Here is a 25,276-nt window from a genome sequence, read left to right as displayed (position 1 = left end):
TCCCTCACAGCACTGTCCTAGTGCCGCCGATGCCGGCCCAGGTTGTCGATGGCCGCCATCTCGTGGTCGGTCAGGGCGAAACCGTCGACATCGGCATTGCGGGCGATGCGCTCCGGGGTCTTCGACTTCGGGATCACCACGATCTCGTGCTGGATGTGCCAGCGCAGCACGATCCGGGCCGGGTCGACGCCGTGGGCGGTGGCGATGCCGGTCAGCACCGGGTCGTGGAGGTTGGTGGTCTTGAAGGGTGAGTAGCCCTCGACCACGATGCCCCGCTCGCGGTGGGCCGCCACCTCGGCCGGATCCCACAGGGTCGGGCCGAAGCGGATCTGGTTGACCGCCGGGCGCTCGCCGGTCTCGGCGAACAGCTCGTCGATCTCGTCGATGCCGAAGTTGCTGACGCCGGCCGCGCGGATCTGGCCGGCCTCGCGGGCGGCCAGGAACTGACGCCAGACGCCGACCGCCCGGCCCCGGGACGGCGGCCAGTGGATCAGCCACAGGTCGATGGTGTCGAGGCCGAGGGCCCGGAGGCTGGCGTCGAGGGTGGCGCGCTCCTTGCCGGCCCGCTCGGGCGGCAGCTTGGTGGTCACGAAGACCTCGTCGCGGGGCACGCCGGAGTCCTTGAGCGCGCGCCCGACCTCGGCCTCGTTGCCGTACATGGTGGCGGTGTCGAGATGCCGGTAGCCGGCTTCGAGGGCGTCCCGGACCGCCTGGTAGGCCGCGTCGCCGCGGATCTGCCAGGTGCCGAAGCCGAGCAGCGGCATCTCGGGCGTGGTGCCGTCGGCGGCCTTGGACAGCGGCAAGGATGGGATGGTCATGGCACCCATCTTGCCTCGCGGACCCGGACCGAGCCGACCGGCGCGGACCGGACCCCTCAGTTCCCGTGCTGATGATCCGGCACCGGCGCGCGCAGCCGGGCCGCCGGCTCGTGGTGTGCGCTCGGCTCGGCGGCGGGCAGTGCGCTCATGCCGGGCAGCCGCGAGTTCTCCATGTTGGCCCGTTCGGCCAGGGCCCGTTCCAGGGCGCTGCGCACCGCGGCGTCGTCCTCGGGCAGGTTGAGTTCGGACATTTCGGTCTCCTGGGTGAGAGCAGCGGGCAGGGTGAAAAAGAACCGCGTGCCGCCGCCCGGGTTGTCGGCGACGCCGATCGCGCCCCCGTGCCGCTCGACGATCCGCTTGCAGATGGCCAGGCCGAGGCCGGTGCCGGCGTACCCGGCGGCCGCGGTCGAGCGGTGGAAGGTCTCGAAGACCTCCGGTTTGTCGGCCTCCGGGATGCCGATCCCACGGTCGGCGACCTCGATCCGTACGCCGCCGCCCGGCTCGGGCGAGGCGGTGATGTCGACCCGTGCCGTGGCGCCCGGGCGCACGTATTTGAGGGCGTTGCCGATCAGGTTGTCCAGGACGTGCCGGAGCATCGCCGGGTCGGCGCCGACCGAGGGCATCGGGCCGACGTAGACGTCGGGCTGCCGGTCGGCCGGCAGGTACGACACCCGGTCGTGCACGACCTCCTCGACCAGCGGCGCCAGCTCGACCGGTACGACCTTGAGCGGCGCGTCCCGGGCGGTCGCGTAGGACAGCAGCGTGTCGATCAGCGCGGCCATCCGGTCGACCGCCCGTACGACCCGGCCGAGGGTCTCCCGGATGGTCCCGGCCTGGTCGATGTGGGAGAGCTCGTCGTCGGCCGCCTCGCAGTGCCCGCGGATGACGGCCAGCGGCGTCTTCAGGTCGTGCGCCACCACTCCGGCGAAGATGGCCAGGTCGTTCTCGTAGCGCCGCAGCGAGGTGATGTCGTGGAAGACCGCGACCGCGCCCGGCTGCCCGGCCCGGTCGCCGAGCGGCTGCCCGTCGACGCTGATCAGCAGCCCGTCCGGCCGCTGCGGGTTGCGGACGATCATCTCGACGCCGTTCGACGAGTGCCCGGCCAGCGCGCGCATCAGCGGCAGTTCGTCGAGCGGGAACGGCGTACGCCCGTCCGGCCGGAACAGGCCGTAGTGCTCCTGCCAGGCGTCCGGGTCGTCGTTGTCCAGGTCGATGCCGAGCAGTTCCTTGGCCGCCGGGTTGTGCAGCAGGAACGCGCCGTGCTCGTCGACCACGCCGACGCCGTCCCCGATGCTGTCCATGATCGCCCGGAGCAGGCCGGCCTGCCGGCGGCTCTCGGCCTCGGCCGCCCGCAGCTCGCGGGTGGCGTCGTGCACCCGGGCGACGGCCCGGGACCGCCCGGTGGCCAGCACCCGGACCAGGCCGGCCAGCATGAGGGTGATGGCCAGGCAGCCGATCAGCACGATCGGCGGCAGCATGCTGTGCGCGCCCGGCAGCCGGCTCGGGTCGGCCCGGGTGAGCAGCGTCCATTCCTGGTCGGCGACCGTGAAGTCGTTGTGGCGGCTCAGGGACGGGTGCCCCGGGACCGTGTAGTCGGCGACGGTGGAACGGGCACCTCCGGTCGTGGTGGCGAGCAGTCGCCCGTCGAGCTGGCCCTGACTCACCGTACGCAGAACGCCGGACAGAAAGTCCTGGCCGCGCATTCCCAGAACGAGCCAGCCCCGGAACACCGGGATCGGCGCGCGGGTCCAGATCGGCGCCACGAAGACGAACGAATGCTGCTGCTGGGCGGCCGGAAGATCGCGGTCGCGCAGCAGCACGTAGGTGTCGGAGACGGTCGGCTGCCCGATCTGCTGGGCGTAGGCGAGCGCGGCCGAGGCCTCCGGCGATCCGCGCGCGTCGGCGCCGTCGAGCGGCTCGCCGACCTGGTTGAGCATCCGGGTGAAGATCGAGAAGTAGTGGGTGCCGGCCGGCCCGGTCGGGCGCAGCGTGAGGCCTTCGGCCCCCCGGCTGCGCCACAAGCTCTGGGTCGCGGCGATCTGTTCGGTCCGGCTCGGGATGACGTACGCGACACTGACCGCGCCCGCGAGGCCGGCGGTCGCCAGGGGCGCGGTCGCGACGTCGAAGTCGTCCCAGGTGAAGCTGTCGTCGGTGCTGATCCCGGCCGCGGTCGCCTCGAGCAGGGCCCGGTAGCGCTCGGTCTCGGTCTGCACGGCGGCCAGCGCGACCGCGGTCCGCTGGTCCATCACCTGCTCGGCGTTGTCGCGCTGGTTGTCCCGCAGCGCGACGACGATCAGGGCGGTGGCGGCGAGCCCGGCGATCAGGACGGCCAGCGCGAACACGGGGCCACCGAGACGACCACGGCGCGTGCTCGCCTCGCCCCGGTTTTCCTCTTCTGGCCTCACTAAAGCGAGCATAAGACGCAAATCGCCCCCACCGGCCAGGTTCGGCAGATGGGGGCGGGACGCTCACTTCCAGGTGTCGTACTGATACAGGTTGTAGGTCGCCATCAGCCCGGTGACCTTGGTGAAGTAGTTCGGGTCGGTGGCGTAGCCCGCCTTCCACACCGTCCAGATGAACTTGTTCGCGTCCCTGGTGTAGACGAACGCCGGCTTGTAGCGGCTGTTCACCTTCAGGAAGTTGCCGTGGTCGCGGAACGAGTTCGCCATCGTGGCGTACGTCCGGAAGCTCGCCGAAGTCGCGAAGCAGGAGGCCGCGGTGCTGCCGCACTCGGTGGTGTTGTAGACGTGGCAGCCGGTCGCCAGCTTGCCGTAGCCGGTGCCCTGGCACTTGATCCCGAAGTAGTTCCGGTCGGTCATCGAGAGGCTGCTCCGGCCCCAGCCCGACTCGAGGATCGCCTGGGCGATCGTCGTCGACGGGGGCACGCCGTACTCCCGCCAGCCGGCCTGCGCGCCCGGCACCACCGCCGCGATGAACTGGGCCGGGGTCAGCGCCGGGGTCGACACCGGCGGCGTCGAGGCGGCACCCGGGCACAGGTGCAGGGTCGGCGTGACGACGTACGCATGCGAGATGTAGGTGCCGTCGCTCAGCCGGTTCCACTGGGTCGTCGTGCGTACGGTGCCCTTGACCAGCGTGCCCACCACGCCGCAGATCTCCTGCACCTTCGTCCCTGTGGCCACGCTCCGCTTCACCGGCGACGCCGGCGACGGCCCCGTCCTGATGTTGACCTTGCCGTCGGTGCTGCGGACGGTGCCGACCTTGTAGGCGGTCGTGGTCTTGACCGCCGGCTTCGACTGCACCTTCTGCGCCTGCGGCGTCGTGCAGCGAGGGATGCTCCTGGCCGCGGCGACATACGCGTCGGTCACGTATCCGCCGGTGCTCAACTTGTCCCACTGGGTCGTCGTACGGATCGAGCCGCGGACGCTCGGGCCCGTGACGCCGCAAAGAGCCGTCACCCTCTGGCCGTCGCGCAGGCTGCCCAGCACCTCCGAGTCGAGCGTGGCGCCCGCGCGGATCATCAGCGTGCTGTTCACGCGGATCGTGGCGGAAATTCCGGTCGCCGCGTGTGCGGCGTCCGGCGCGAGACCGATTCCGGCCCCCGCGGCCAGCACCAGCAACGGCCCGGCGAACGTGCGTCGGGTCAACCTGCCCATGAAAACGTCCCCTCGTCCTACTTCGGCGGTCCTGACGAAGGTCCCGTCGGGCGGTTGCGGGACGAGAGCGCAACGGGTTGCCACTGAGTTGCCCTGCGGGGTGGGTGGCACTGGAAGCTCTCAGGGAGACCCTGGAGACTGAGGGGGCTTGAAAATCGCGACGGTTGGGCACATTCCCGCCGTCCCCGTTCACCGCAGCAGGAGGACCCCAGCCGATGACGGCCCTGGCATCGCGAGAGCAGACAGTCGATCTGAGCGCGCCCCGGCGCGGGCCGGGCCACGTACTGCTACCGCTGGCCATCGCGGTGCTGGCCGTGGCCGGGGCCTACCTGGTCTACCGCCTCTTCGTCCAGACCTCACTGGGCCAGGCGGTCGACAACGCCGCCCTGCGCAGCGGGGTGCACCACCCGAAGATGGACCAGGTGCTCGGCCGCGCCCTCGACAACACGACGCTGGCCAGCGTGGTGCTGGGCTGCGTGGTGGCGGCCGCGATCGGCATCCTCCGCAAGCGCATCGACCTCGCGATCGGTGCGGCGTTCCTGGTGATCGGGGCCAACGGCAGCGTCGAGTTGCTCAAGGGCCACCTCGTGCGGCCCGATCTCGACCACTTCCCGGGTCCGAACTCGTTCCCCAGCGGCCACACGGCGGCGGCCGCCTCGGTCGTGTACGCGCTGGTCCTGGTGTTGCCGAGGGCCGTACGCGGGATGGTCGCCCTGATCGGCTTCGTCTACGTCACCGTGATCGCGATCGCGACGGTCTGGGCCGAGTGGCACCGCCCGAGCGACACCATCGCGGCCATGCTGATCGTGCTCGCCTGGGGCGCGATCGCCATCTTCGGCATCCGGGTCGGCCGCCTGCGCCGCCCCGAGCCGGGCGAGCGCTCCAGCCGGTTCACCCAGTGGCCGCTGCTCGCCGCGTTCGCGATCACCGCCGCCGGGGGCGTGCTCGGCATGCTCGCGGTCGCCTTCTCCGAGCGGTTCCACCCGGGCCTGGTGTCCGGGCGGGTCGCCTTCCTCGCCGGCTCGGCCGTGATGGCCGCCGCCGCGGCCGGCTCCTTCGTCTTCTGGGTGCGGCTCACCTCCGGCCCTCGCCGGCGGCCCCTCGCCCCCGAACCCGCCCCTGTCGAAACGGACTGATCACTTAAGGGAGGCCCGAAAATGACCACCCCAGCCGACGACTCCCCCGCCACACCCGGCGGCGCCACCGTTCCGCCGTCCACCGGCCCCGGCGCTCCGGCGCCGGCCGGCCCCGGCGGTACGCCGACCACCGGCCTCGGTGTTCCGTCACCGGCCGGCTCGGCCGCGTCCTCGGTCCCGCCGGGGCCGGCCGGCGTGCCCAGCCTGCCGTCGCAGACCGGCGGCGCGGCCGTGCCGCCCACCGCCACCGTCGTGGTCGGCAGCTACGCCGACTACGCCCTGGCCCAGCAGGCGGTCGACCACCTCTCCGACAACAAGTTCCCGGTCGAGCGCACCGCGATCATCGGCACCGACCTGCGCCTGGTCGAAAACGTGCTGGGCCGGCTCACCACCGCCCGGGCGGCCGGCGCCGGACTGGCCAGCGGCGCCTGGTTCGGCCTGCTGATCGGCCTGCTGCTGGGCATCTTCAGCAACTCGAACTGGTTCGCCGTCATCTTCGTCTGCCTGCTCATCGGCGCTGCCTGGGGTGCGATCTTCGGCGCGATCGCCCACGCCGCCACCGGTGGCCGGCGCGACTTCGCCTCCCGCAGCTCGCTGCAGGCCGGCCAGTACGCGGTCACCACCGACCCCGAGGTCGCGGACCAGGCCCGCTCGCTGCTCGTCCAGCTCAACTGGAACGCGAGCGGCGCCGAATAGCGCCGCTCTCAGGCGGCCGCGAGTTGATTTCGACCGTTGCGCTTGGCCAGGTAGAGATGCCGGTCAGCCAGGTCGAACAGCTCGTGGCCGCTCGTCTCCCCGGCAAACGGGGCCAGCCCCATGCTCAACGTCACCCGCAGGCCCGGCGCGACCACACTCCAGTCGTAGGACCCGACCACCTCGCGGATCCGCTCGGCCACCCGCGCCGCCTCGGCCGGCTCGGTCTTGAGCAGCATCGCGAACTCGTCCCCGCCGAACCGCACCGCCACCTCGTCCTTCCGGCAGTGATCCCGCAGCACCCCCGCGATCGCCGCCAGCACCCGGTCGCCGACACTGTGCGAGAACGAGTCGTTGATCCCCTTGAAGTGGTCGACGTCGATCAGCAGCAGCGCGCCACCGCCCCGCAAATCCCCCATCAGCCGGTCGAACGCCCGCCGGTTGCCGAGCCCGGTCAACGCGTCCGAGGCGGCCGCCCGGTCAGCCCGCGCCTGCGCCGACTCCAACTCCACCCGGCGGATCGCCTGCCGCAGCATCGACCGCCGGTCCAGCCGCAGCCGCCACAGCAACTCCAGCTGGTTGGTCAACGCGCGGAACATCGTCTGGGTGGCCACCCCGGGCGACTCCAGCGCGGCCACCTGGGCCAGCTCGTACCGGAACAGCAGGCGCTGCCCCGGAAGCCCGGCCATTTCATCGGCGGCGACGAACTCCCGGTGCGCGCCGGCCAGGTCGCCCCGCTCGCGCAGCACCAGGCCGTACGCCAGATGCAGCAACCGGGCCTCGTGGTTCTGACCCGCCTCCCGCATCGGCCACAACCACCGGCCGACCACGTCCAACGCCACCTCGGGCCGGCCCGTCTTGGCCGCCCCGACCGCCAGCAGCGCGGCGCCGATCGGACCCGACTCGTCCAGCCCGTCCCAGTCGGCCAGCGTCGCCACACTCCGGGCGAACAGCCCCGCCGCCTCCTCCAGCCGGCCGATCTGCTCCAGGCGCAGCCCCCACTCCAGCAGCAGCTCCGCCTTCTGAAGAAGCACGGCCTCCCGATAGACCGGGTCGGCACCGGTCGCGAACGCCTCGGTGACAATGCGAATGCAGTCATCGGCCAGCTCGAACAACTCGGCCGCCCGGGCCGCGTCACACAGCGAAGACATCGCCGACACATAACGCACAGTGCCGCGCGGAGCCACCTCGAGCAGCCCCCACGCCCGGGCGACATAATTCAGGCCGTCATCGATCCGCCCCAGCCGCAACAACGTGTCCGCGACATCGGCCAAAATCTTGGCCTTGGTCGCCAGCGGCGCGGTGGCCTCCCCACTCTCCGCCGCGAGCGCCTCCCCCACGGCGAGCGCCTCATCGAGCCGGCCCAGAGCGGCCAGCGCATAGACCCGCCCCAGCCGAACCACCCGCGCGGTCCGGTAGTCACCGAACAGGTTGACCACGAACTCGGCCCGGTCGGCCTCGACGAGACTCTCGAGGTGGCGGCCGTGAGCGGTAAGGTCGTAGACCTCGAAGGCCAGGCCGGAAAGCGGCCCATAGGGCGAGACGGCCATCAGCCCGTTGTTCGCCACGGCGCTCCCCCTCGGTCCGCCCACGTCCCGAGGTGCCGATCGGCCCTTGCCTTCCTGACCTGAGCTTTTGAAACTTACGCGGTTGGGCGTTACGGCTTCTCGACGGGCCCGGGTCCACGGAGCCGCGCGACCGTCCCCTCAAGCGCCGCCGGTCGTACTACGCTTCGGCCCCGTGACAACGGATTCGGCCCTCGCCGGGCTCCGGACCGCGACGGCGCAGTGCGGAGCTCGGGCTGGCGTCGGCGTTCCCGCCGGACGCGGCTTTCCGTACGTACGAGTCGGCGCATGCCCGCGCGGATCGGATCGGCCGGCCGGAGCTGCGGAGTCAGGTTCTGCGTAACTGGGGTCTGGCGCTGAAGGAGGCCGGCCGGCCCGGCCCGGCCGAACAGCGGCTGACCGAGGCCGTGCACCAGCGCCGCCTCGGGTCCGGCAACGAGATCCTCGGGCGGGCCGCTGTGGCGCTCGGCGTCTTCCTGGCCGCCGCCTTCCGCGAGTTCGTCCTCGGCCGTCTCCCCGCCGGCCTCCTGGACCGGCTCGACGTGTCCATCGCCGACTGCGAGATCGACCGCCTGAACGAGCTCATCACCACCGCCAACGCGGAGTTCCGCCGCCGACTCGGTTGACATGCGCGCGGGCCGGGCACCACGACCGTACCGACAGCGAGAGGAGGATCATCCATGCCGAACGCTCCGCTGATCGAGGTCCCGGCATCCGCGTGGGAAGAACTGCGAAGCCGGGTACGCGCGACACGGTGGCCACGCCCCTGGCCGATGGATGGGCGGATGGACGGTTGGCGCGCCGGAACCGAGCCGGGCGAACTGCGCCGCCTGTCCGGCTATTGGGCCGACGGTTTCGACTGGCGCGCGCGGGAAGCCGAGATCAACGCGCTTCCGTCCCACCACGCGATGCTCGACGGAACCTCCGTGCACTACCTGCGCTTCGACGGCGAGACGACGGATGCCACGCCGATCCTGCTCACCCACGGCTGGCCGAGCACCTTCCTCGAGGAGGTCGAACTCGCCCGGCGCCTCTCCCGCCCTTCCGACTATGGAGCGGGCGCCGCACCCTCGTTCACCGCGATCGTGCCTTCCCTGCCCGGCTTCCCCTTCACACCCGAGCAGAGCCGGAAGCCCGGCATCGCGACGCACGAGCTGTGGCACGCGCTGATGACCCGGCTCGGCTTCCCGCGGTATCTCGCCCACGGCGGCGACCTCGGGGCCGGCATCAGCGCCCGTCTCGCCCAGGCCCACCCCGAAGCGGTCGCCGGCATCCACGTGCTCGCCGTCGCCGACCCCGGGAATCAGTCGAACCCGACCGACGCCGAACGCGCCTACCTCGACCAGGGCGAACGCTGGTACGCCGAGGAGGGCGGCTACGAACACCTGCAGCGCACCCGCCCGCTCAGCGCCGCCTACGCCCTCAACGACTCCCCGGTCGGCCTGCTGGCCTGGCTGCTGGAGAAGTACCACGCCTGGACCGACCACACCGACGGCGCTGTCGGCCTGGATGACGACCTCATCCTCACCCAGGCAAGCCTCTACTGGTTCACCGGCGCCATTGCCGCCACCTTCCGCCCGTACTGGGAGCACAAGGCTTACCCACCCGGCCCGATCCTCGTCACGGTGCCCACCGGAGTCGCCGTGTTCCCGGCCGACCTCGTCCAGCCCCCACGGAGCTGGGCCGAACGCAACCACAACGTCGTCCACTACACCCGAATGCCACGCGGCGGCCACTTCGCCGCCCGCGAGCAGCCCGACCTCCTGGCCGAAGACATCCGAACGTTCGCCCAAGGCCTCCAGCGCCCCCGCCCGTGACTGGGAGCCGGTCCGGTCTGTCCGCTGCGTGTGGTGGAAAGCCGGCTGACTAAGTTGCGCCCATGAGTGACGACGGAACGGCTTCCTACTTGGAGCGCAGCGGCCCGAACACTTCGCGGTACGCCCTGGGGCCGGCAATCGGCATGTTGAGCTCGCGGACCTCGAGGGGCAGCGCGAGCGCTTCGGAGAATCGGTCCGTAGCGGTCTGCACGTGGCGCACTCGTTCGCGCCGCTGCTGCTGATAACGGGTGCCTGCCGTGTCCCAGTCACCTTCGGCCAGCACGTCGGCGATCGTCAGTGCGTCCTCGACGGCGAGTGCCGCACCCTGCGCCCATATCGGGGCGGTGGCATGCGCCGCGTCGCCGATGAGCGCGATGCGCCCGCGGGACCACTCGCCGATCCGGATCTCCTCGATCGGTGAGTGGTACAACGCGTCCGGACGGCGTTGCGCGTGGGCCACGACCGGCTTGACCGGCTCGGGGTAACTCGCGAAGGTGCGGCTCAGCCACGACGGATCGGCGTCGACGTGGCCACCCCCGGCCGCGGAGGCGAACGCGTACACCTCGTCGTCGTCCACCGGGATCAGCAGGAACGCGCTGCCGTCTCCGCTCCAGGCGGTGAAGCAGTCGACGCCGGGATTGGGCGCCATGATGCGGAAGCTGGCGGTGCTGATGACCGCCGAGCTTGACGTCTGCTCCGGAAAGAGAGACTGACGCACCACGGATCGAACCCCGTCGGCGCCGATCACGAAGTCGTGCTGTTCCACCTGCCCGTCGGCGAACGCCGCCTCGGCGCCCCCGGCCGACGGCCGCACCGACTCGATGACCGACCGCCGCCGGTTGTCCTCGTGCGGCTCGTCGAGCAGTGCCAGAAGGTCGGAGCGGCGTACGCAACGCGGCCGGCTGTCCGGACCCCAGAACTCGTCCTCGTCGACCTCGAAAAGTAGCCGGCCGGCGGCCGAGCGGTACTCGCGCCGGCGGGTCGGCCGGCCCGTCTTCTCGAGCTCGTCCTTGAGGCCCAACTCGGCGAACGCGGTTACCGCGTTGCCCGGCAAGTTGATCGCCAGCCCCGGAGCAGAGGTGTGCGCCGTGCGTTCGGAGACAACCGCGCGTATGCCGTGGCTCCGGAGCGCCCGAGCGACGGCGAGCCCGGCGATGCCCCCGCCTGCGACCAGCACAGATTCCTGTCTCATGATGCCCTTCCGTTGTTCGGTGAACCGCCCTCCCGATCCATTACCGATCGACTGAGCAGGCGACGGCGGCGGTGATGGCGGCGTCGTCAAGGAGCGAGCCGTCCCAGACCGCGGTGAATTCGGCGATCTGGCCGTGGTCGTCGAGCACGAGTGCCACCGCGCCGCGCGGAACCGGATGGTTGTCGGCGCGCCATTCGAATCCGCCGGACACGCTGTTGCCGACGATGTGCCGGATCGATGCCCCGGCGTACGGCAGGTGCGGCAGCGCACGGCCCAGGTAGCGCGCGATCGCCGCTCGGCCGCGGATCTGCGAACGCAGTGTCATGTCCTCGAACACGGCATCGTAGGTGAACAGATCGGCCACCGGCCGAGCATCTCCCTCGCCGAAAGCGTCGGCGATGTTCCGTGCCGCGTCGGCCAGGGCACCGACCCGGTCCGTGACCGCATCGGAGCCGAGCTCGTGCGGATAGCTTTCGACGGGAACGCTCATCGTGCGGGCGATCTCGCTGCCCCGCCCATCCCAGTAATCGACCCAGCGCACGATCTTGCCGTCCTCGAAGTCGACGACGGCGATCGCCCTCAGCTCCGCGCCGAACAGTTCCGGGGTGTCGGTCATGAAGACGATGCCGCTGGTCGTGTCGCCGAGAATCCCGGTGGGATACGACTTCGCCGCGTCCGGCCACGTGGGCATCAGCTGCTGCCAGCCTTTGTGTACGTCGGCGTGGCTGGTGAAGGCCCAGCCGAGCGTGGCGTCGAAATAGGCGGTCTTCGCGGGGTGGAAGTGGGCCTGCGTGGCCTCGATGTCCTTGGAGCTCTTGGCGCTGAAGAACGACCGGAAGAACGCCGCGGCCGGTGCGCTCGCGTGCGCGACGTCAGCGACATCGGGGTAGGGAACCGGCCGCTGGGAGAGGTCCGAGGTCATGGTCATGCTCCTTGGGATGATTTTCGATGAGACGGGTCAGGCGATCCACGAAGTCACGTCGCCGACCGGGCCGGGCCAAACCTAGGCGGACGGAGTTGGCCGCATTTGCCGGTGCGTGCGCGACGGTTGCCGATCCACGCGGGATCGACATGAGCCACTGCACAGGCGTGTCGTGACGACGGTCACCCGGCCTTGTCGCTCACTCGCCCGAGGCATGACCATCGCCGCATGAACGCGCGATCGCCCGGCCGGTCCGAGCAGACGGAACCGGCCGGGCCGACACAGCGGATCGACCGTTGGGCGAGTGTTCTCGCGATTTCCACGCTGATCGACCGGACTGACTCGGCCGGAACGGTCACCGATTTCCTCGGTGCTCCGGCCCGTGCACGCAACCTGGAGGCCCTCAGCCTGATGGACGGGCGGGTCGACACCCTCGGCCGGCCCTCGTCGCGCTCCGCCGTACCGGTTGATCAGGCGAACAGCATCGCGATGATCTTCATCCGGTCAGGCCGGGGAGTTGCCGGCGGCGGGCCTCGCCGGTTTGAGCTGCTCGCCGGGGACACCTTGTTCTGGGACGGCGGCGATCCGCTCACCTTCGAGGCCGCCGCCGAAGTTCAGAGCCGCATACTCCTGTTCCCGCGGGCCTCGGTAATACAACTCTGCCCCGAACACGACGCCCTGCTCGGCAAGCCGATAAGACACAAGACCGACCTGGTGGGCACGCTCTTCGGGGTCGTGGACCTCTTCCGCGTACGCCTGCCCGCGCTGGGCCCGAGCATCCGCCACTCCGCCGCCGACCTGCTGCTGCAACTACTCAACGAGTTGAGCCCGGCCACCGACCGGCTCGACCAGGACCCGCAGCAACGGCGACTGATCAGCCAGATCCTCGAATACATCGAGGACAACCTCGGTGATCCGGCGCTGACACCGCCCGGCATCGCCGCGGCGCACGCGATCTCGCTGCGCACTCTCTACTCACTGTTCCGCCACTACGGCCCGCCGGTCGGCACGCACATCCGCGACCGCCGGCTCAGCCGTGGCTATCAGGACCTTCTGCAGAACGCCGGCGAACCGGTCGCGCGCATAGCCCGCCGATGGGGATTCGCCAGTGCCGCCCATTTCAGCCGACTGTTCCGCGAACGCCACGGCATGCCACCGAGCCACCTGCGAAACACCTTCGTCAGCTGAACGAGCGTCGCCGGCGCCTGCCCACACGCGGCACGCACCAGCGACGGCTCTGATCCTCAAGGTCGAAGAGTGGAAACCCACGGGTCCTAGAAACCGGCCACCAGCTCGGAACGAAGCTTCACCAGGGCCTTCCCCAGCAGCCGAGAAACATGCATCTGCGAAATCCCGATCCGATCGGCGATCTGCGACTGAGTCAAATTCCCGTAGAACCGCAGCGTAAGGATCTTCTGCTCACGCTCGTCAAGGGTCGCCAGCGCGGGACCGAGGGCCACCCGGGTCTCCGCCAACTCGTACTCGTAGTCCTCGCCCCCCAGCGTGTCCCCCAACTCCGTCGATCCGTCAGCGGAGATCGGAGTGGAGAGCGACGTCGCGTTGTACGCCCGGGCGCCTTCCAGCCCTTCCAGCACATCCTCTTCCGAAACCCCCAGGTGCACCGCGATATCCGGCACCGTCGGGGATCGCCCCAGAGTATGGGTGAGGGTGCTGTTGGCTTCGGTGATCGCCAGGCGCAGCTCTTGGAGGCGCCGGGGGACGCGGACCGACCACGTACGGTCGCGGAAGTGGCGTTTGATCTCGCCGATGATGGTGGGGATCGCGTAGCCGGCGAAGTCGACGCCTCGGCTCGGGTCGAACTTGTCGACTGCTTTGATCAGGCCGACGGTGGCGGTCTGGATCAGGTCGTCGGTGGGTTCGCCGCGGCCGGAGTAGCGGTGGGCGAGGTGGCGGGCCAGCGGGAGCCAGGCTTCGATGGCCCGGTCGCGGAGGTCTCCGCGGGCCGGGTCGGCGGCCAGCACGTTGAGCAGGTCGGTGGCACTGTCGGTGGATGTCTCGGTGTAGAGCATCGCTGTGGTCCTCCATGGGCGGGCAGAGAGCCGTGCCCGCGTGCGGCGACCGTTCAGCTGCTTACGTTATCCGATTGGCCCAGCCTTGCCTAGCCGAAAGTATGAGTCTTACCCCCCACGATGAGGGTAAGAGAACCCGAGCGGGTCAACCGCCACCCATGCGATGTCGGTGCCCCGTGGTAGACAGCGAGAAACATCTTCGAACTGGAGACGGGAAACAGGATGGCCATTCTCGGCATCGACATCGGCGGCTCCGGGGTCAAGGGCGCACCGGTCGACACGGTGCGCGGTGAGTTCTTAGCCGAGCGCTATCGCGTGGTGACACCCCAGCCGTCCGACGTGACCAGCGTGGTCGAGGCGGTGGCTGAGGTCGCGGCGCAGTTCAGCGGGTTCGACCGGGTGGGCATCACCTTCCCCGGCGTGGTCGTCGACGGCGTCACGCGGACGGCGGCGAACGTCGACAAGTCGTGGCTCGACGCCCCCGCGGCCCAGCTGTTCTCCGACCGGCTCGGCATGCCGGTCTCGGTGCTCAACGACGCCGACGCGGCCGGGGTGGCCGAGGTGGCGTTCGGGGCGGGCCGCGACCAGTCCGGTCTGATCATGATGCTGACGTTCGGCACCGGCATCGGCAGCGCGCTGTTCCTCGACGGCAAGCTGATTCCGAACACGGAGTTCGGCCACATCGAGATCGACGGGAAGGACGCCGAGGTCCGCGCGTCTGACCGGGCCCGCGAGGCCGACGACATGAGCTGGGAGAAGTGGGCCGGCCGCGTGCAGGACTACCTGCGGGCGGTCGAGGCGCTGCTGTCGCCCCGGCTGTTCATCATCGGCGGCGGCGTCAGCAAGAAGTCGGACCGCTTCTTCCCCCTGATCGACATCCGCACCCCGATGGTTCCGGCGACGCTGCTCAACAACGCCGGCATCATCGGCGCCGCCGTGACCGCCGAGCAGTCGGACGGGCCGGGCGTCGTCCCGGTCGACGCCCACGCGCAGGCGCACGCCGCGCCGAGCCACAGCTGAGGAGAGTCAGTGCCCCGCACCATCGCGACCAACACCAAGGTCGACCGCGAGCGGCTGCTCGAGTTCATCCGCCCGCGTCACCACGCGATCCTGATGACGACCCGCCGGGACGGCCGCCCCCAGTCGTCGCCCAACACCTGCGGCGTCGACACCGAGGGCCGCATCGTCATCTCCACCTATCCCGACCGGGTCAAGGCGACCAACGTCCGCCGCAACCCGCAGGTCTCGGCTCTCATCCTGTCGGACGACTTCGGCGGCGCCTGGGTGCAGGTCGACGGCACGGCCGAGGTGCTCGATCTGCCCGAGGCCCTCGAGCCCCTGGTCGAATACTTCCGCGTCATCTCCGGCGAGCACCCGAACTGGGACGAATACCGCCAGGCGATGAAGGACCAGGGCAAATCCCTGATCCGCATCACGATCGACCGCTGGGGCCCGATCGCGACCGGCGGCTTCCCCGCCCGCCTCGCCGACAGCTGAGAAACCCCAACCAGGAAAGCCGCCGCCGGGAGATCCGGCGGCGGCTTTTCCGGTACGCGTCGAAGACCTGTGCACGGCCGTCCCGAAAGTGTCATACCCACGTGCGTTACTCGACCCCACCCAGTAACGGGGTGGGGTGAGTCAGGCGGGCAGCGCCGGCTCGTTGCGCTCGGCGTCGAGCAGATAGAGCAGCGTGTCGCGGTGGAGCTCGGCGATCGGCTCGAGCAGGTCGGGGTGGCGCAGCAGCACGGCGGCCTTGCGGTCGCGCTCGTCCGGCGCCAGCAGCCGGCGGAACTCGTGGGGCACGTCGCCCGCCGTGCGCGGGTAGGGGCTGGGCCGCGACGTGTCGGACGGGACGGCCGCGAGGACCGCGTCGACGCCTCGGCGGGCCAGCAGCGGGTCGGCCAGCAGGCACGCCGCCCAGGAGACCACGACCTCGTCGACCCAGGTGCGCCAGCCCTCGGACTCCAGGGCCTCGTCGTCCGGTTCGCTGCCGGCGCGCCAGTCGAGGACGGCCGAGCCGCCCGGGCCGGCGATCGCGACCAGGGCCGCGTCCATCTCGGTCGGGTAGCGCAGCCACGCCGCGACCGTGATCGCCTGGCGGGCCTGCAGTTCGGAGAGGGTGTGGGCGATGGAGTCGGCGCTGCCCGCCGGGTAGGCGCGGGCGAGCCAGTGGGTGCTTGCCGCGATCACCGGGGAAAGCTCACCAGAGGGACCCGCCACGTCGTGCTCCTAAAGGCTCGGGCGCGGCAACCGGTCGGTGCCGCGTCGAGGGTCTGGTCGGCGGCCCGGGCGGGTGTTCTGAGCAGGGTCACCGGAGTGGGACCACCTGGCAACCGAGACGCTCCCGGAGGGGAGCGGAGGAGCGCGCGGACGCCTTTCGGCGAGACCGTGCCGGGGCGGCTGTGGCGTTTGTGGCGGCCCCGCGCGTACGGAAAGCCGGCGCCGACCGGGAAGCGTGATTTTGCCGGCCGGCAATGTCCCGGTGATCAGGCCGGGCAAGCATGAACGGGTGCCGCGGGGACCGAATCAGCGGAATTCGTGGGCGGCGCGAAGGCACGGTGCGGATGAGGCGGGCCGGGCGCGCTCCGGTAGGTTGGACGCGTCGGCTCTGCGTCGTTTGCGGCGGCTCCACTGCGGAGATGTATGCCTTGACGATGTCTCACTTTTCGCCGACCCCGCCCGCGCCCTCCTGACTACGGTGGAGATCATGACCGGTCGTTTCCCCATCGAAGACGTGACGCCCTCGGTGTCCTGCGGTCGTTACCCGGCCAAGGCAGTTGTCGGAGAACTCGTGCCGGTCGCCGCGGTGTCCTACCGCGAAGGCCACAACGCCCTCGGCGTAAATGTGGTATGGCGTGGCCCCGACGGTGAGGCCGAGCCGTTCACGCGGATGCTGCCCGGCGAGCCCGGCCTCGACCAGTGGCACGGCGTCATCCGGCCGAGCCGGGTGGGCCGGTGGACGTTCACGGTGGAGGCGTTCGACGACCCCTACCGCACGTGGCGTGACGCCGTCGTGAAAAAGATCGGCGCCGGTCAGGGCGTCGAAGACCTGCACAACGACCTCGACGAGGGCGCCGAGGTGCTCGACCTCGCCGCCAAGATCGTGCCGAACGAGTCCGAGGAGCGGGTGCGCGACGCGGCGGCCGCCCTGCGCGACGAGCAGCGGTCGCTGTTCGCCCGGGTCTCCCCCGCGCTCGACCTGGAGGAACTCCTCTGGGACAACCCGGTCCGCCACCTGGTCACGACGACCCGGTCCTATGCGATCTGGGTCGATCGGCCCCGCGCGCTCTACTCGTCGTGGTACGAGTTCTTTCCCCGCTCGGAGGGCGCCGAGGTCGGTCCCGAGGGCATCCCGATCAAGCACGGCACGTTCGCGACCGCGGCCGGGCGCATCCCGGCGGTCGCGGCGATGGGCTTCAACGTGCTCTATCTGCCGCCCATTCACCCGATCGGCAAGGTCAACCGCAAGGGCCGCAACAACACGCTCGTCGCCCGTCCGGAAGACGTCGGCTCCCCGTGGGCGATCGGCTCGGACGAGGGCGGCCACGACGCGATCCACCCTCAGCTCGGCACCCTGGAAGACTTCCGCGCGTTCATCGCGACGGCCGAGGAGCACGGTCTCGAGGTCGCGATGGACCTCGCGCTGCAGGCGGCGCCCGACCATCCGTGGAGCAGGACCCACCCCGAGTTCTTCACCACGCGGGCCGACGGCACGATCGCGTACGCGGAGAACCCGCCCAAGAAATACCAGGACATCTACCCGCTCAACTGGGACAACGACTACAAGGGCCTGCGCGAGGAGGTGCTGCGCATCGTCCGCCACTGGGTCGCCCAGGGCGTCAAGATCTTCCGCGTCGACAACCCGCACACCAAGGCGCTCAACTTCTGGCAGTGGCTGATCGCCAAGGTCAAGGAGGAGGAGCCGGACGTCCTGTTCCTGGCCGAGGCGTTCACCCGGCCGGCCATGATGAACGGCCTCGGCAAGATCGGGTTCAGCCAGTCCTACACGTACTTCACGTGGCGCACCTCGGCCTGGGAGATGCGGGAATACATGGGCCAGCTGCTCGCCTCGCTCGACTGGATGCGGCCCAACTTCTGGCCCAACACCCCCGACATCCTGCACGAGTCGCTGCAGCACGGTGGCCCGCCGATGTTCAAGATCCGGTCGGTGCTGGCCTCGATGCTCTCGCCGTCCTGGGGCATGTACGCGGGCTTCGAGCTGTTCGAGCACGTCCCGCGGCCGGGCGCCGAGGAATACCTCGACAACGAGAAGTTCGAGCTGAGGCCGCGCGACTGGGCCGCCGCCGAGCGCAGCGGCCGGTCCCTGGCGCCCTACATCACGATGCTCAACCGCGTCCGCGACGAGAACCCCGCGCTGCAATGGCTGCGCAACCTGCGGTTCCACGAGGTCGACAACGGCGCGCTGCTGTGCTTCTCCAAGCGCGACGAGCCGACCGGCAACACGGTGCTGGTGGTGGTCACGTTCGACTCCGGCAACGTGCAGTGGGGAAACACGGTGCTGGACATGCCGGCCCTGGGGATGGACTGGCACGACCGGTTCACGGTCACCGACCAGATCACCGGGGCGACCTACGAGTGGGGCCAGCACAACGCGGTCCGGATCGATCCGTACGTCGAACCGGCCCACATCTTCGTTGTGCAGCCACGCAACTGATTCGTTTACCTGCGGGTGGGTAGGTGGGAATGTGATGGACCAGAACAATGAGCTCGACGCCGATTTCGACCCGGCGGAGGGCAGCCACGTCGAGGACGGCGTGGTCGAGCATCCCACCGCCGACGATTTCGGGCACGCGCGATCACTGCCGGCCGACCGCACCTGGTTTCAGCGGGCAGTCTTCTACGAGGTCCTGGTCCGGGCGTTCTACGACTCGAGTTCCGACGGCTCCGGCGACCTGCGCGGCCTGATCGAACGGCTCGACTACCTGCAGTGGCTCGGCATCGACTGCCTCTGGCTGCCGCCGTTCTACCAGTCGCCGCTGCGCGACGGCGGCTACGACATCAGCGACTTCTACCGGGTGCTCCCCGAGTTCGGCACGGTGGAAGACTTCGTGGCCCTGCTCGACGCGGCCCACAAGCGCGGCATCCGGGTGATCACCGACCTGGTCATGAACCATACGAGTGACCAGCACGCGTGGTTCCAGGAGTCACGCCGTGACCCCGACGGGCCGTACGGCGATTTCTACGTATGGAGCGACACCAGCGACAAATACAAGGACGCTCGGGTCATCTTCGTCGACACCGAGGAGTCGAACTGGACCTTCGACCCGGTGCGCCGGCAGTTCTTCTGGCACCGCTTCTTCTCCCACCAGCCCGACCTCAACTACGACAACCCGGCCGTGCAGGAAGCGATGATCGACGTCCTGCGTTTCTGGCTCGACCTGGGCATCGACGGCTTCCGGCTCGACGCGGTGCCCTATCTTTACGAGCGCGAGGGCACCAACGGGGAGAACCTGCCCGAGACCCACGCCTTCCTGAAGCACTGCCGCAAGGTGATCGACGACGAATACCCGGGGCGGGTGCTGCTGGCCGAGGCCAACCAGTGGCCGGCCGACGTGGTGGAATACTTCGGCGACCCGCGCAGCGGCGGCGACGAGTGCCACATGGCGTTCCACTTCCCGCTGATGCCGCGCATCTTCATGGCGGTCCGGCGCGAGTCGCGCTTTCCGATCTCCGAGATCCTGGCCCAGACGCCGGCCATCCCCGACAACTGCCAGTGGGGCATCTTCCTGCGCAACCACGACGAGTTGACGCTCGAGATGGTGACCGACGAGGAACGCGACTACATGTACGGGGAATACGCGAAAGACCCGCGCATGAAGGCCAACGTCGGCATCCGGCGCCGCCTGGCTCCCCTGCTCGAGAACGACCGCAACCAGATGGAGCTGTTCACCGCCCTGCTGCTCTCGCTGCCCGGGTCGCCGGTGCTCTACTACGGTGACGAGATCGGCATGGGCGACAACATCTGGCTGGGCGACCGGGACGGCGTACGCACCCCGATGCAGTGGACACCGGACCGCAACGCCGGCTTCTCGACCGCCAACCCGGGCCGGCTGTTCCTGCCGGCCAACCAGGACCCGGTGTACGGCTATCAGGCGGTCAACGTCGAGGCCCAGCGCGACAGCTCCACGTCGCTGCTGAACTGGACGCGTACGATGCTCGCCGTGCGCCGCCGCCACGAGGCGTTCGCCGTCGGCACGTTCCGCGAGCTCGGCGGGTCCAACCCGTCCGTGCTGGCCTACCTGCGCGAGGACGGCGACGACGTGGTGCTGTGCGTCAACAACCTGTCGCGGTTCCCGCAACCCATCGAACTCAACCTGCAGCACTGGAACGGGTACACGCCGGTCGAGCTGACCGGGCACGTGAACTTCCCGCGAATCGGCCAGTTGCCCTACCTTCTGACTCTGCCGGGTCACGGCTTCTACTGGTTCCAGCTGTGCGGTTCCGAGGAGAAGCAATGACGCTGCCTTTCGCCGAATGGCTCCCCGAGCAGAGGTGGTACGCCGGGCGGTCCCGCACCCTGGCGTCGGTCAAGCAGGCGTCGTCGACGACGCTCGCCGACGCCCTCGACCTGGTGCTGATCGACGTCGAATACACCGACGGCAGCTCCGAGCGCTACCAGGTGCTGGTGGCCTGGGACAGCGGCCCGATCGTCGAATACAGCACGGTCGCCACGATCGGCACCGACGGCAACCGCACCGGCTACGACGCGCTCTACGATCCTCGGGCCGCGCGGCGGCTGCTCGAGATGATCGCGGCCGGCGGCACGGTCGGTGACGTCGTGTTCGAGCCCGAGCCGGGTGCCACGTTCCCGGTCGACGCGGCCCCGCGGGTGTTCGACGCCGAGCAGAGCAACACCAGCGTGATCTTCGAGCAGGAGGCCATCCTCAAGGTCTTCCGCCGGGTCGCCGCCGGCATCAACCCCGACATCGAGCTCAACCGGGTGCTCGGGCGGGCCGGCAACCCGCACGTGGCCAAGCTGCTGGGCTCGTTCGAGACGACCGAGAGCGGCGAGCCGTGCCCGCTCGGGATGGTCACGGCGTACGCGGCCAACTCGGCCGAGGGCTGGGCGATGGCCACGGCGAGCGCCCGCGACCTGTTCGCCGACGCCGGGTTCGGGGCCGACGAGGTGGGCGGCGACTTCCAGAGCGAGTCGTACCGCTTGGGCGAGGCGGTCGCGTCGGTGCACGCCGACCTGGCCGCCGCGCTGGGTTCGGGCCCGGCGCCGTTCCCGGTCGACGCGGTGCTGGCCCGGCTGCGGTCGGCGGCCAACGCGGTCGGCGAGATCCAGCAGTACGTCCCGCGGATCGAGGAGAAGTTCCGGGCCCTGACCGGCCGCCAGGTGACGGTCCAGCGGGTACACGGCGACCTGCACCTCGGACAGGTGCTGCGCACCCCGGGCGGGTGGCTGCTGATCGACTTCGAGGGCGAGCCGGGTTCGCCGCTCGAGGAGCGCCGCATGCCCGACTCGCCGTTGCGCGACATCGCGGGCGTGCTGCGCAGCTACGAATACGCGGCCTACCAACTGCTGGTCGACCAGTCCGACGACGAGCACCTGGCCGCCCGGGCCCGCGAGTGGGTCGACCGCAACCGGGCGGCGTTCTGCGACGGATACGCCAAGGCGGCCGGCTTCGACCCGCGCGAGCAGGCCGATCTGCTGGCCGCCTACGAGCTGGACAAGGCGGTCTACGAGGCCGCGTACGAGTCCCGGCACCGGCCGGGCTGGCTGCGCATCCCTCTGCGCTCCATCGCCCGCCTTGTCGGCTGAAAAGTTAAGGAGCCTTCTGTGACCTCCGCCCTGGCCGCTGACCAGCGCATTCTGAACAGTGTCGTCGCCGGCGACACCCACGATCCGCACGCGGTCCTCGGCGCGCACCCGAGCGGCGACCACACGGTGATCCGCACCATGCGCAAGGGCGCCAAGGCGGTGTCGGTGATCGTGGGCGACGAGCGGGTCACCATGGTCCAGGTGCATCCGGACGGCATCTTCGCCGCCGAACTGCCGGGCACGGTGCTCGACTACCGGCTCGACGTCGACGGCGTGGAATTCGACGACCCGTACCGTCACCTGCCCACCCTGGGCGAGCTCGACCTGCACCTGATCGGCGAGGGCCGGCACGAGAAGCTGTGGAAGGTGCTCGGGGCCCAGCCCCGGGGCACCGGTGTCGGCTTCGCGGTGTGGGCGCCGAGCGCCCAGGGGGTCCAGGTGGTCGGCGACTTCGCCGGCTGGGGGCCGTACGACGGGTGGCCGATGCGGTCGCTCGGCAGCAGTGGCGTCTGGGAGCTGTACATCCCGAACGCGCACGTGGGCACCAAGTACAAGTACAAGATCCTCGGCCGTGACGGCGTGTGGCGCGAGCACGCCGACCCGCTGGCCCAGCACACCGAGGTGCCGCCGGCGACCGCCTCGGTGGTCTTCGCGTCGTCCCACGAGTGGGCCGACGCGGAGTGGATGCGTTCGCGCGCCTCGAAGGCCTGGCATCAGGAACCGATGAGCGCCTACGAGGTGCACCTCGGCTCGTGGCGGCCGGGTCTGTCCTACGTGGAGCTGGCCACCCAGCTCACCGAATACGTCGTCGACGCCGGGTTCACCCACGTCGAGCTGATGCCCGTGATGGAGCACCCGTTCGGCGGTTCCTGGGGCTATCAGGTGACGGGCTATTTCGCCCCGACGTCGCGGTTCGGCAACCCCGACGAGTTCCGCTTCCTGGTCGACAAGCTGCACCAGGCCGGCATCGGCGTGATCCTCGACTGGGTGCCCGCCCACTTCCCCAAGGACGAGTGGGCCCTGGCCCGCTTCGACGGCACCCCGCTCTACGAGCACGGCGACTGGCGGCGCGGCGAGCACCCGGACTGGGGCACGTACGTCTTCGACTTCGGCCGCAAGGAGGTCCGCAACTTCCTGGTCGCCAACGCGCTCTACTGGTGCGAGGAGTTCCACGCCGACGGCCTGCGCGTCGACGCGGTCGCCTCGATGCTCTACCTCGACTACTCGCGCAAGGACGGCGAGTGGACGCCCAATCAATACGGCGGCCGGGAAAACCTCGACGCGATCAGCTTCCTGCAGGAGATGAACGCGACCGTCTACAAGAACAACCCCGGCGTGATCACGGTGGCCGAGGAGTCGACGGCGTGGCCCGGCGTCACCCGCCCCACCCACCTGGGCGGCCTCGGGTTCGGCTTCAAATGGAACATGGGCTGGATGAACGACACCCTCTCGTACATCGAGAAGGAGCCGATCTACCGGCAGTGGCACCACCACCAGATGACCTTCGCGACGGTCTACGCGTGGAGCGAAAACTACATTCTGCCGATCAGCCACGACGAGGTCGTGCACGGCAAGGGCTCGCTGACCGGCAAGATGCCCGGCGACGACTGGCAGAAGCTGGCCAACACCCGCGCGCTGCTCGGCTTCATGTGGGCCTTCACCGGCAAGCAGCTGCTGTTCATGGGCAGCGAGCTGGGCGACATGCGGGAGTGGAGCGAGGAGCGCGGCCTCGACTGGGGCCTGCTCGACAACCCGTTGTTCGGCGGCATCCACTCCCTGGTCAAGGACCTCAACCGGGTCTACCGCGAAACCCCGGCCCTCTGGACCCAGGACACGTCGCCGTCCGGCTTCCGCTGGATCACGAGCGAGGACTCCCAGCACAACACGTTCTCGTTCATCCGCTTCGCCCCGAACGGCGACCCGCTGGTCTGCGTGGTCAACTTCGCGGCGGTGCCCCAGGAGGACTACCGCATCGGCCTGCCCCGCCCCGGCCACTGGGCCGAGGTGATCAACACCGACAGCGAGCTCTACGGCGGCTCCGGCGTCGGCAACCTGGGCTCGGTCGAGGCCGACGCCCTCCCGTGGCACGGCCTCGACTTCTCGGTGTCGCTGCGGGTGCCCCCGCTCGGCGCGGTCTGGCTACGCCCGTCCTAGAAGCCACTCCTCCGCCAGCAGGCCGTAGATCAGGTCGTCGGTCCACTCGCCCTTGATCCAGGTCTGCTGGCGCAGGTGCCCCTCCCGCGTGAACCCGAGCCGCTCCATCAGCCCGGCCGACGCGGCATTGCGGGCGTCACACTCCCCGCTCACCTTGTGCAAACCCTGCACCCGAAACAGCCGGTCGATCACGGCCGTCACCGCTTCCGCGGCGAAGCCTCTCTTCTGGTACGCGGCGGCCACCGTGAACCCGAGCTCGGCCTGCTTGAGGTTGTCGTGCAGGTGCACGGCCACGTCCCCGATCAGCACCTTCTCGTCGGCGTGCTCGACGGCATACTGAAACCAGCCCGCCTTGTCAGGATCCGACGCCATAAAGTTGGCCACCGCGGTCTCGGCCCGCAGCAGCGAGAACGGCGCATCCCACGACTGGTACCGCGCCACCTCCGGATCCGACCGGTAGCCGGCCAGCACCTCCGCGTCGGCCGGCCGGAAGCGCCGCAGCACAAGCCGCTCAGTCGCGATCAGCATCCTCGAAGGCTAGCCCGGCCCGCCACTTCCCCGCGGCCCGCGTCCGCGAAGTGGTGACCGGTACGGGCCGGCCGCCGCTCTCATCAACGTCGGCCTCCCCACCGCCGGTCGGGTCGACCAGCTGCTGCTCCCCCGACGCCGACCCCGAGGTCCGGTTCGAGGTAGTCCAGCACCGCGAGGACAAGATACGGCTGTTCCCTCCGGACGCCGGCATACAAGGGCGACAGCGCCGGCACACACACTGGCCAGCCCCGGAGTGGGCGACCATCAGCCTGTGGATGGCGGTGCGGAATTGTCGGAGGTTGCTGGTTGAATAGGCCCCACCCAACGGGCGGGGGTGGACCGCGGAACTAGACAGTGGGCTAGCCCGCAAGAACAACACTGGCCGCGACGAACGACAATGGAGTGGCCGGAGCCGACGAGGCCATAGCTGAGGAAGCCGTCGTATGTGGATATGCCCCAAATGCGCCGCACACAACGACGACAAGACCCATGTTTGCCCGGTTTGCGGCACGCGGTGGCTTTCCGGCCCGGCCGACGGATCCGTTCCGGAATACCCGGTCCCGGTCGATCCCTGGGCGTCACAGGCCGACACCCAGACCGTCATGGCACCGTTCGACCACAGTCCCAGCTCGGGCGCTCCGACCTCGGCCGCGCCCCACTCCGGATCGCCCAACCCTGCGTCCCCCGCTTCCGGCGCCGGCCCGAACTCCGGCGGCCCAAGCTCCGGCGGCCCAAGCTCCGGCGGCCCGAACTCCGGCGGCCCGAACTCCGGCGGCCCGAACTCCGGCGGCCCAAGCTCCGGCGGCCCAAGCTCCGGCGGGCAACACTTCGGTAACCCGAACTCCGGCGGCCAAGGCTTCGGCGGACCGAGCTCCGCTGGACCGAGTTCCGCTGGACCGAGTTCCGCTGGACCGAGCTCCGGCGGACCGAGCTCCGGCGGACCGAGCTCCGGCGGACCGAGCTCCGGCGGACCGAGCTCCGGCGGACCGAGCTCCGGCGGACCGAGCTCCGGCGGACC

At 70.0% G+C, this 25,276-nt stretch carries 20 protein-coding genes and 1 pseudogene; 12 read left to right on the top strand and 9 right to left on the bottom strand.

The genetic code is table 11. The annotated features are described in order from the left end of the window. Positions 1–17: 17 nt before the first annotated feature. From AB0M88_RS22795 to gsmA, 3 genes are all read right to left on the bottom strand, one after another. Positions 18–818, bottom strand: a complete 801-nt coding sequence (locus tag AB0M88_RS22795; RefSeq protein ID WP_364105279.1) for an aldo/keto reductase — start codon at positions 816–818, stop codon at positions 18–20. Between the two features lie 56 nt (positions 819–874). Continuing rightward, positions 875–3,223: an ATP-binding protein gene (locus AB0M88_RS22790; RefSeq protein WP_364105277.1), complete on the bottom strand. Its 2,349-nt coding sequence runs from the start codon at positions 3,221–3,223 to the stop codon at positions 875–877. 63 nt (positions 3,224–3,286) lie between these two features. Beyond that, positions 3,287–4,432: a sporangiospore maturation cell wall hydrolase GsmA gene (gene gsmA, locus AB0M88_RS22785; protein ID WP_364105275.1), complete on the bottom strand. Its 1,146-nt coding sequence runs from the start codon at positions 4,430–4,432 to the stop codon at positions 3,287–3,289. 215 nt (positions 4,433–4,647) lie between these two features. Between gsmA and AB0M88_RS22780 the strand changes: the two genes are divergently transcribed. After that, the gene (locus AB0M88_RS22780) at positions 4,648–5,568 is read left to right on the top strand and encodes a phosphatase PAP2 family protein (RefSeq protein ID WP_364105273.1); all 921 of its coding nucleotides are present in this window, start codon (positions 4,648–4,650) and stop codon (positions 5,566–5,568) included. Positions 5,569–5,589: 21 nt separating this feature from the next. Beyond that, positions 5,590–6,264, top strand: coding sequence for a general stress protein (locus AB0M88_RS22775; protein ID WP_364105271.1), 675 nt, complete (start codon positions 5,590–5,592; stop codon positions 6,262–6,264). 8 nt (positions 6,265–6,272) lie between these two features. Here the strand turns inward: AB0M88_RS22775 and AB0M88_RS22770 are convergent, their stop codons facing one another. Beyond that, a complete protein-coding gene (locus tag AB0M88_RS22770; RefSeq protein WP_364105269.1) occupies positions 6,273–7,829 on the bottom strand; it encodes a GGDEF domain-containing protein in 1,557 nt (518 codons plus the stop codon). A gap of 404 nt (positions 7,830–8,233) precedes the next feature. Here AB0M88_RS22770 and AB0M88_RS22765 point away from each other — a divergent pair, with 404 nt between their 5' ends. Together AB0M88_RS22765 and AB0M88_RS22760 are read left to right on the top strand one after the other, a co-directional pair. Beyond that, entirely contained in the window at positions 8,234–8,452 is a 219-nt protein-coding gene (locus AB0M88_RS22765; protein ID WP_364105267.1) for a hypothetical protein, read from the top strand. 54 nt (positions 8,453–8,506) lie between these two features. Beyond that, positions 8,507–9,643: an epoxide hydrolase family protein gene (locus AB0M88_RS22760; protein WP_364105265.1), complete on the top strand. Its 1,137-nt coding sequence runs from the start codon at positions 8,507–8,509 to the stop codon at positions 9,641–9,643. An 85-nt stretch (positions 9,644–9,728) separates the two neighbouring features. Here the strand turns inward: AB0M88_RS22760 and AB0M88_RS22755 are convergent, their stop codons facing one another. Together AB0M88_RS22755 and AB0M88_RS22750 are read right to left on the bottom strand one after the other, a co-directional pair. Next, positions 9,729–10,835 carry an FAD-dependent monooxygenase gene (locus AB0M88_RS22755; protein ID WP_364105263.1) on the bottom strand — a complete coding sequence of 369 codons (1,107 nt, stop codon included), beginning with the start codon at positions 10,833–10,835 and terminating at the stop codon, positions 9,729–9,731. 40 nt (positions 10,836–10,875) lie between these two features. Beyond that, entirely contained in the window at positions 10,876–11,757 is an 882-nt protein-coding gene (locus AB0M88_RS22750; RefSeq protein WP_364105261.1) for a nuclear transport factor 2 family protein, read from the bottom strand. 228 nt (positions 11,758–11,985) lie between these two features. On the opposite strand from AB0M88_RS22750, the gene AB0M88_RS22745 reads away from it, so the two are divergent. After that, on the top strand, positions 11,986–12,945 hold the full coding sequence (locus AB0M88_RS22745; protein ID WP_364105259.1) for a helix-turn-helix domain-containing protein: 960 nt from the start codon (positions 11,986–11,988) through the stop codon (positions 12,943–12,945). An 86-nt stretch (positions 12,946–13,031) separates the two neighbouring features. Here the strand turns inward: AB0M88_RS22745 and AB0M88_RS22740 are convergent, their stop codons facing one another. Then, on the bottom strand, positions 13,032–13,787 hold the full coding sequence (locus AB0M88_RS22740) for an RNA polymerase sigma factor SigF (protein WP_364105257.1): 756 nt from the start codon (positions 13,785–13,787) through the stop codon (positions 13,032–13,034). Positions 13,788–14,009: 222 nt separating this feature from the next. Here AB0M88_RS22740 and ppgK point away from each other — a divergent pair, with 222 nt between their 5' ends. Together ppgK and AB0M88_RS22730 are read left to right on the top strand one after the other, a co-directional pair. After that, complete coding sequence (ppgK, locus tag AB0M88_RS22735; protein ID WP_364105255.1) at positions 14,010–14,807, top strand: polyphosphate--glucose phosphotransferase; 798 nt, start codon at positions 14,010–14,012, stop codon at positions 14,805–14,807. A 9-nt stretch (positions 14,808–14,816) separates the two neighbouring features. Further along, complete coding sequence (locus AB0M88_RS22730; RefSeq protein ID WP_364105253.1) at positions 14,817–15,284, top strand: PPOX class F420-dependent oxidoreductase; 468 nt, start codon at positions 14,817–14,819, stop codon at positions 15,282–15,284. Between the two features lie 141 nt (positions 15,285–15,425). Here the strand turns inward: AB0M88_RS22730 and AB0M88_RS22725 are convergent, their stop codons facing one another. Then, on the bottom strand, positions 15,426–16,007 hold the full coding sequence (locus AB0M88_RS22725; RefSeq protein WP_364105251.1) for a hypothetical protein: 582 nt from the start codon (positions 16,005–16,007) through the stop codon (positions 15,426–15,428). Positions 16,008–16,494: 487 nt separating this feature from the next. On the opposite strand from AB0M88_RS22725, the gene AB0M88_RS22720 reads away from it, so the two are divergent. From AB0M88_RS22720 to glgB, 4 genes are read left to right on the top strand one after another with little or no spacing between them, the layout of a single operon-like run. Further along, entirely contained in the window at positions 16,495–18,462 is a 1,968-nt protein-coding gene (locus tag AB0M88_RS22720; RefSeq protein WP_364105249.1) for an alpha-1,4-glucan--maltose-1-phosphate maltosyltransferase, read from the top strand. A gap of 34 nt (positions 18,463–18,496) precedes the next feature. Continuing rightward, on the top strand, positions 18,497–20,266 hold the full coding sequence (gene treS, locus AB0M88_RS22715) for a maltose alpha-D-glucosyltransferase (RefSeq protein ID WP_364105247.1): 1,770 nt from the start codon (positions 18,497–18,499) through the stop codon (positions 20,264–20,266). Further along, on the top strand, positions 20,263–21,573 hold the full coding sequence (locus AB0M88_RS22710; protein WP_364105245.1) for a maltokinase: 1,311 nt from the start codon (positions 20,263–20,265) through the stop codon (positions 21,571–21,573). The genes treS and AB0M88_RS22710 overlap by 4 nt, the downstream gene beginning before the upstream one ends. Before the next feature lie 51 nt (positions 21,574–21,624). Continuing rightward, positions 21,625–23,727, top strand: a complete 2,103-nt coding sequence (gene glgB, locus AB0M88_RS22705; RefSeq protein ID WP_364105327.1) for a 1,4-alpha-glucan branching protein GlgB — start codon at positions 21,625–21,627, stop codon at positions 23,725–23,727. On the opposite strand, the gene AB0M88_RS22700 is transcribed toward glgB, so the two are convergent. Beyond that, complete coding sequence (locus AB0M88_RS22700) at positions 23,713–24,255, bottom strand: GNAT family protein (protein WP_364105243.1); 543 nt, start codon at positions 24,253–24,255, stop codon at positions 23,713–23,715. The genes glgB and AB0M88_RS22700 overlap by 15 nt on opposite strands. A 931-nt stretch (positions 24,256–25,186) precedes the next feature. Between AB0M88_RS22700 and AB0M88_RS22695 the strand changes: the two are divergent. Next, positions 25,187–25,276 (top strand): annotated as a pseudogene (locus AB0M88_RS22695) (pentapeptide repeat-containing protein); the annotation flags it as partial.

The organism is Actinoplanes sp. NPDC051411 (assembly GCF_040682075.1).
GTDB lineage: Bacteria > Actinomycetota > Actinomycetes > Mycobacteriales > Micromonosporaceae > Actinoplanes.
The sequence above is the reverse complement of the archived record's forward strand: the minus strand, read 5'-3'. Positions and strand labels throughout refer to the sequence as shown.

Excerpts from the sequence above, each read along its gene's own strand:
- AB0M88_RS22795 (WP_364105279.1), bottom strand. The coding sequence starts at position 818 with ATGACCATCCCATCCTTGCCGCTGTCCAAGGCCGCCGACGGCACCACG.
- gsmA (WP_364105275.1), bottom strand. The coding sequence starts at position 4,432 with ATGGGCAGGTTGACCCGACGCACGTTCGCCGGGCCGTTGCTGGTGCTG.
- AB0M88_RS22780 (WP_364105273.1), top strand. The coding sequence starts at position 4,648 with ATGACGGCCCTGGCATCGCGAGAGCAGACAGTCGATCTGAGCGCGCCC.
- AB0M88_RS22775 (WP_364105271.1), top strand. The coding sequence starts at position 5,590 with ATGACCACCCCAGCCGACGACTCCCCCGCCACACCCGGCGGCGCCACC.
- AB0M88_RS22760 (WP_364105265.1), top strand. The coding sequence starts at position 8,507 with ATGCCGAACGCTCCGCTGATCGAGGTCCCGGCATCCGCGTGGGAAGAA.
- AB0M88_RS22755 (WP_364105263.1), bottom strand. The coding sequence starts at position 10,835 with ATGAGACAGGAATCTGTGCTGGTCGCAGGCGGGGGCATCGCCGGGCTC.
- AB0M88_RS22750 (WP_364105261.1), bottom strand. The coding sequence starts at position 11,757 with ATGACCTCGGACCTCTCCCAGCGGCCGGTTCCCTACCCCGATGTCGCT.
- AB0M88_RS22745 (WP_364105259.1), top strand. The coding sequence starts at position 11,986 with ATGAACGCGCGATCGCCCGGCCGGTCCGAGCAGACGGAACCGGCCGGG.
- AB0M88_RS22740 (WP_364105257.1), bottom strand. The coding sequence starts at position 13,787 with ATGCTCTACACCGAGACATCCACCGACAGTGCCACCGACCTGCTCAAC.
- ppgK (WP_364105255.1), top strand. The coding sequence starts at position 14,010 with ATGGCCATTCTCGGCATCGACATCGGCGGCTCCGGGGTCAAGGGCGCA.
- AB0M88_RS22720 (WP_364105249.1), top strand. The coding sequence starts at position 16,495 with ATGACCGGTCGTTTCCCCATCGAAGACGTGACGCCCTCGGTGTCCTGC.
- treS (WP_364105247.1), top strand. The coding sequence starts at position 18,497 with ATGGACCAGAACAATGAGCTCGACGCCGATTTCGACCCGGCGGAGGGC.
- AB0M88_RS22710 (WP_364105245.1), top strand. The coding sequence starts at position 20,263 with ATGACGCTGCCTTTCGCCGAATGGCTCCCCGAGCAGAGGTGGTACGCC.
- AB0M88_RS22700 (WP_364105243.1), bottom strand. The coding sequence starts at position 24,255 with ATGCTGATCGCGACTGAGCGGCTTGTGCTGCGGCGCTTCCGGCCGGCC.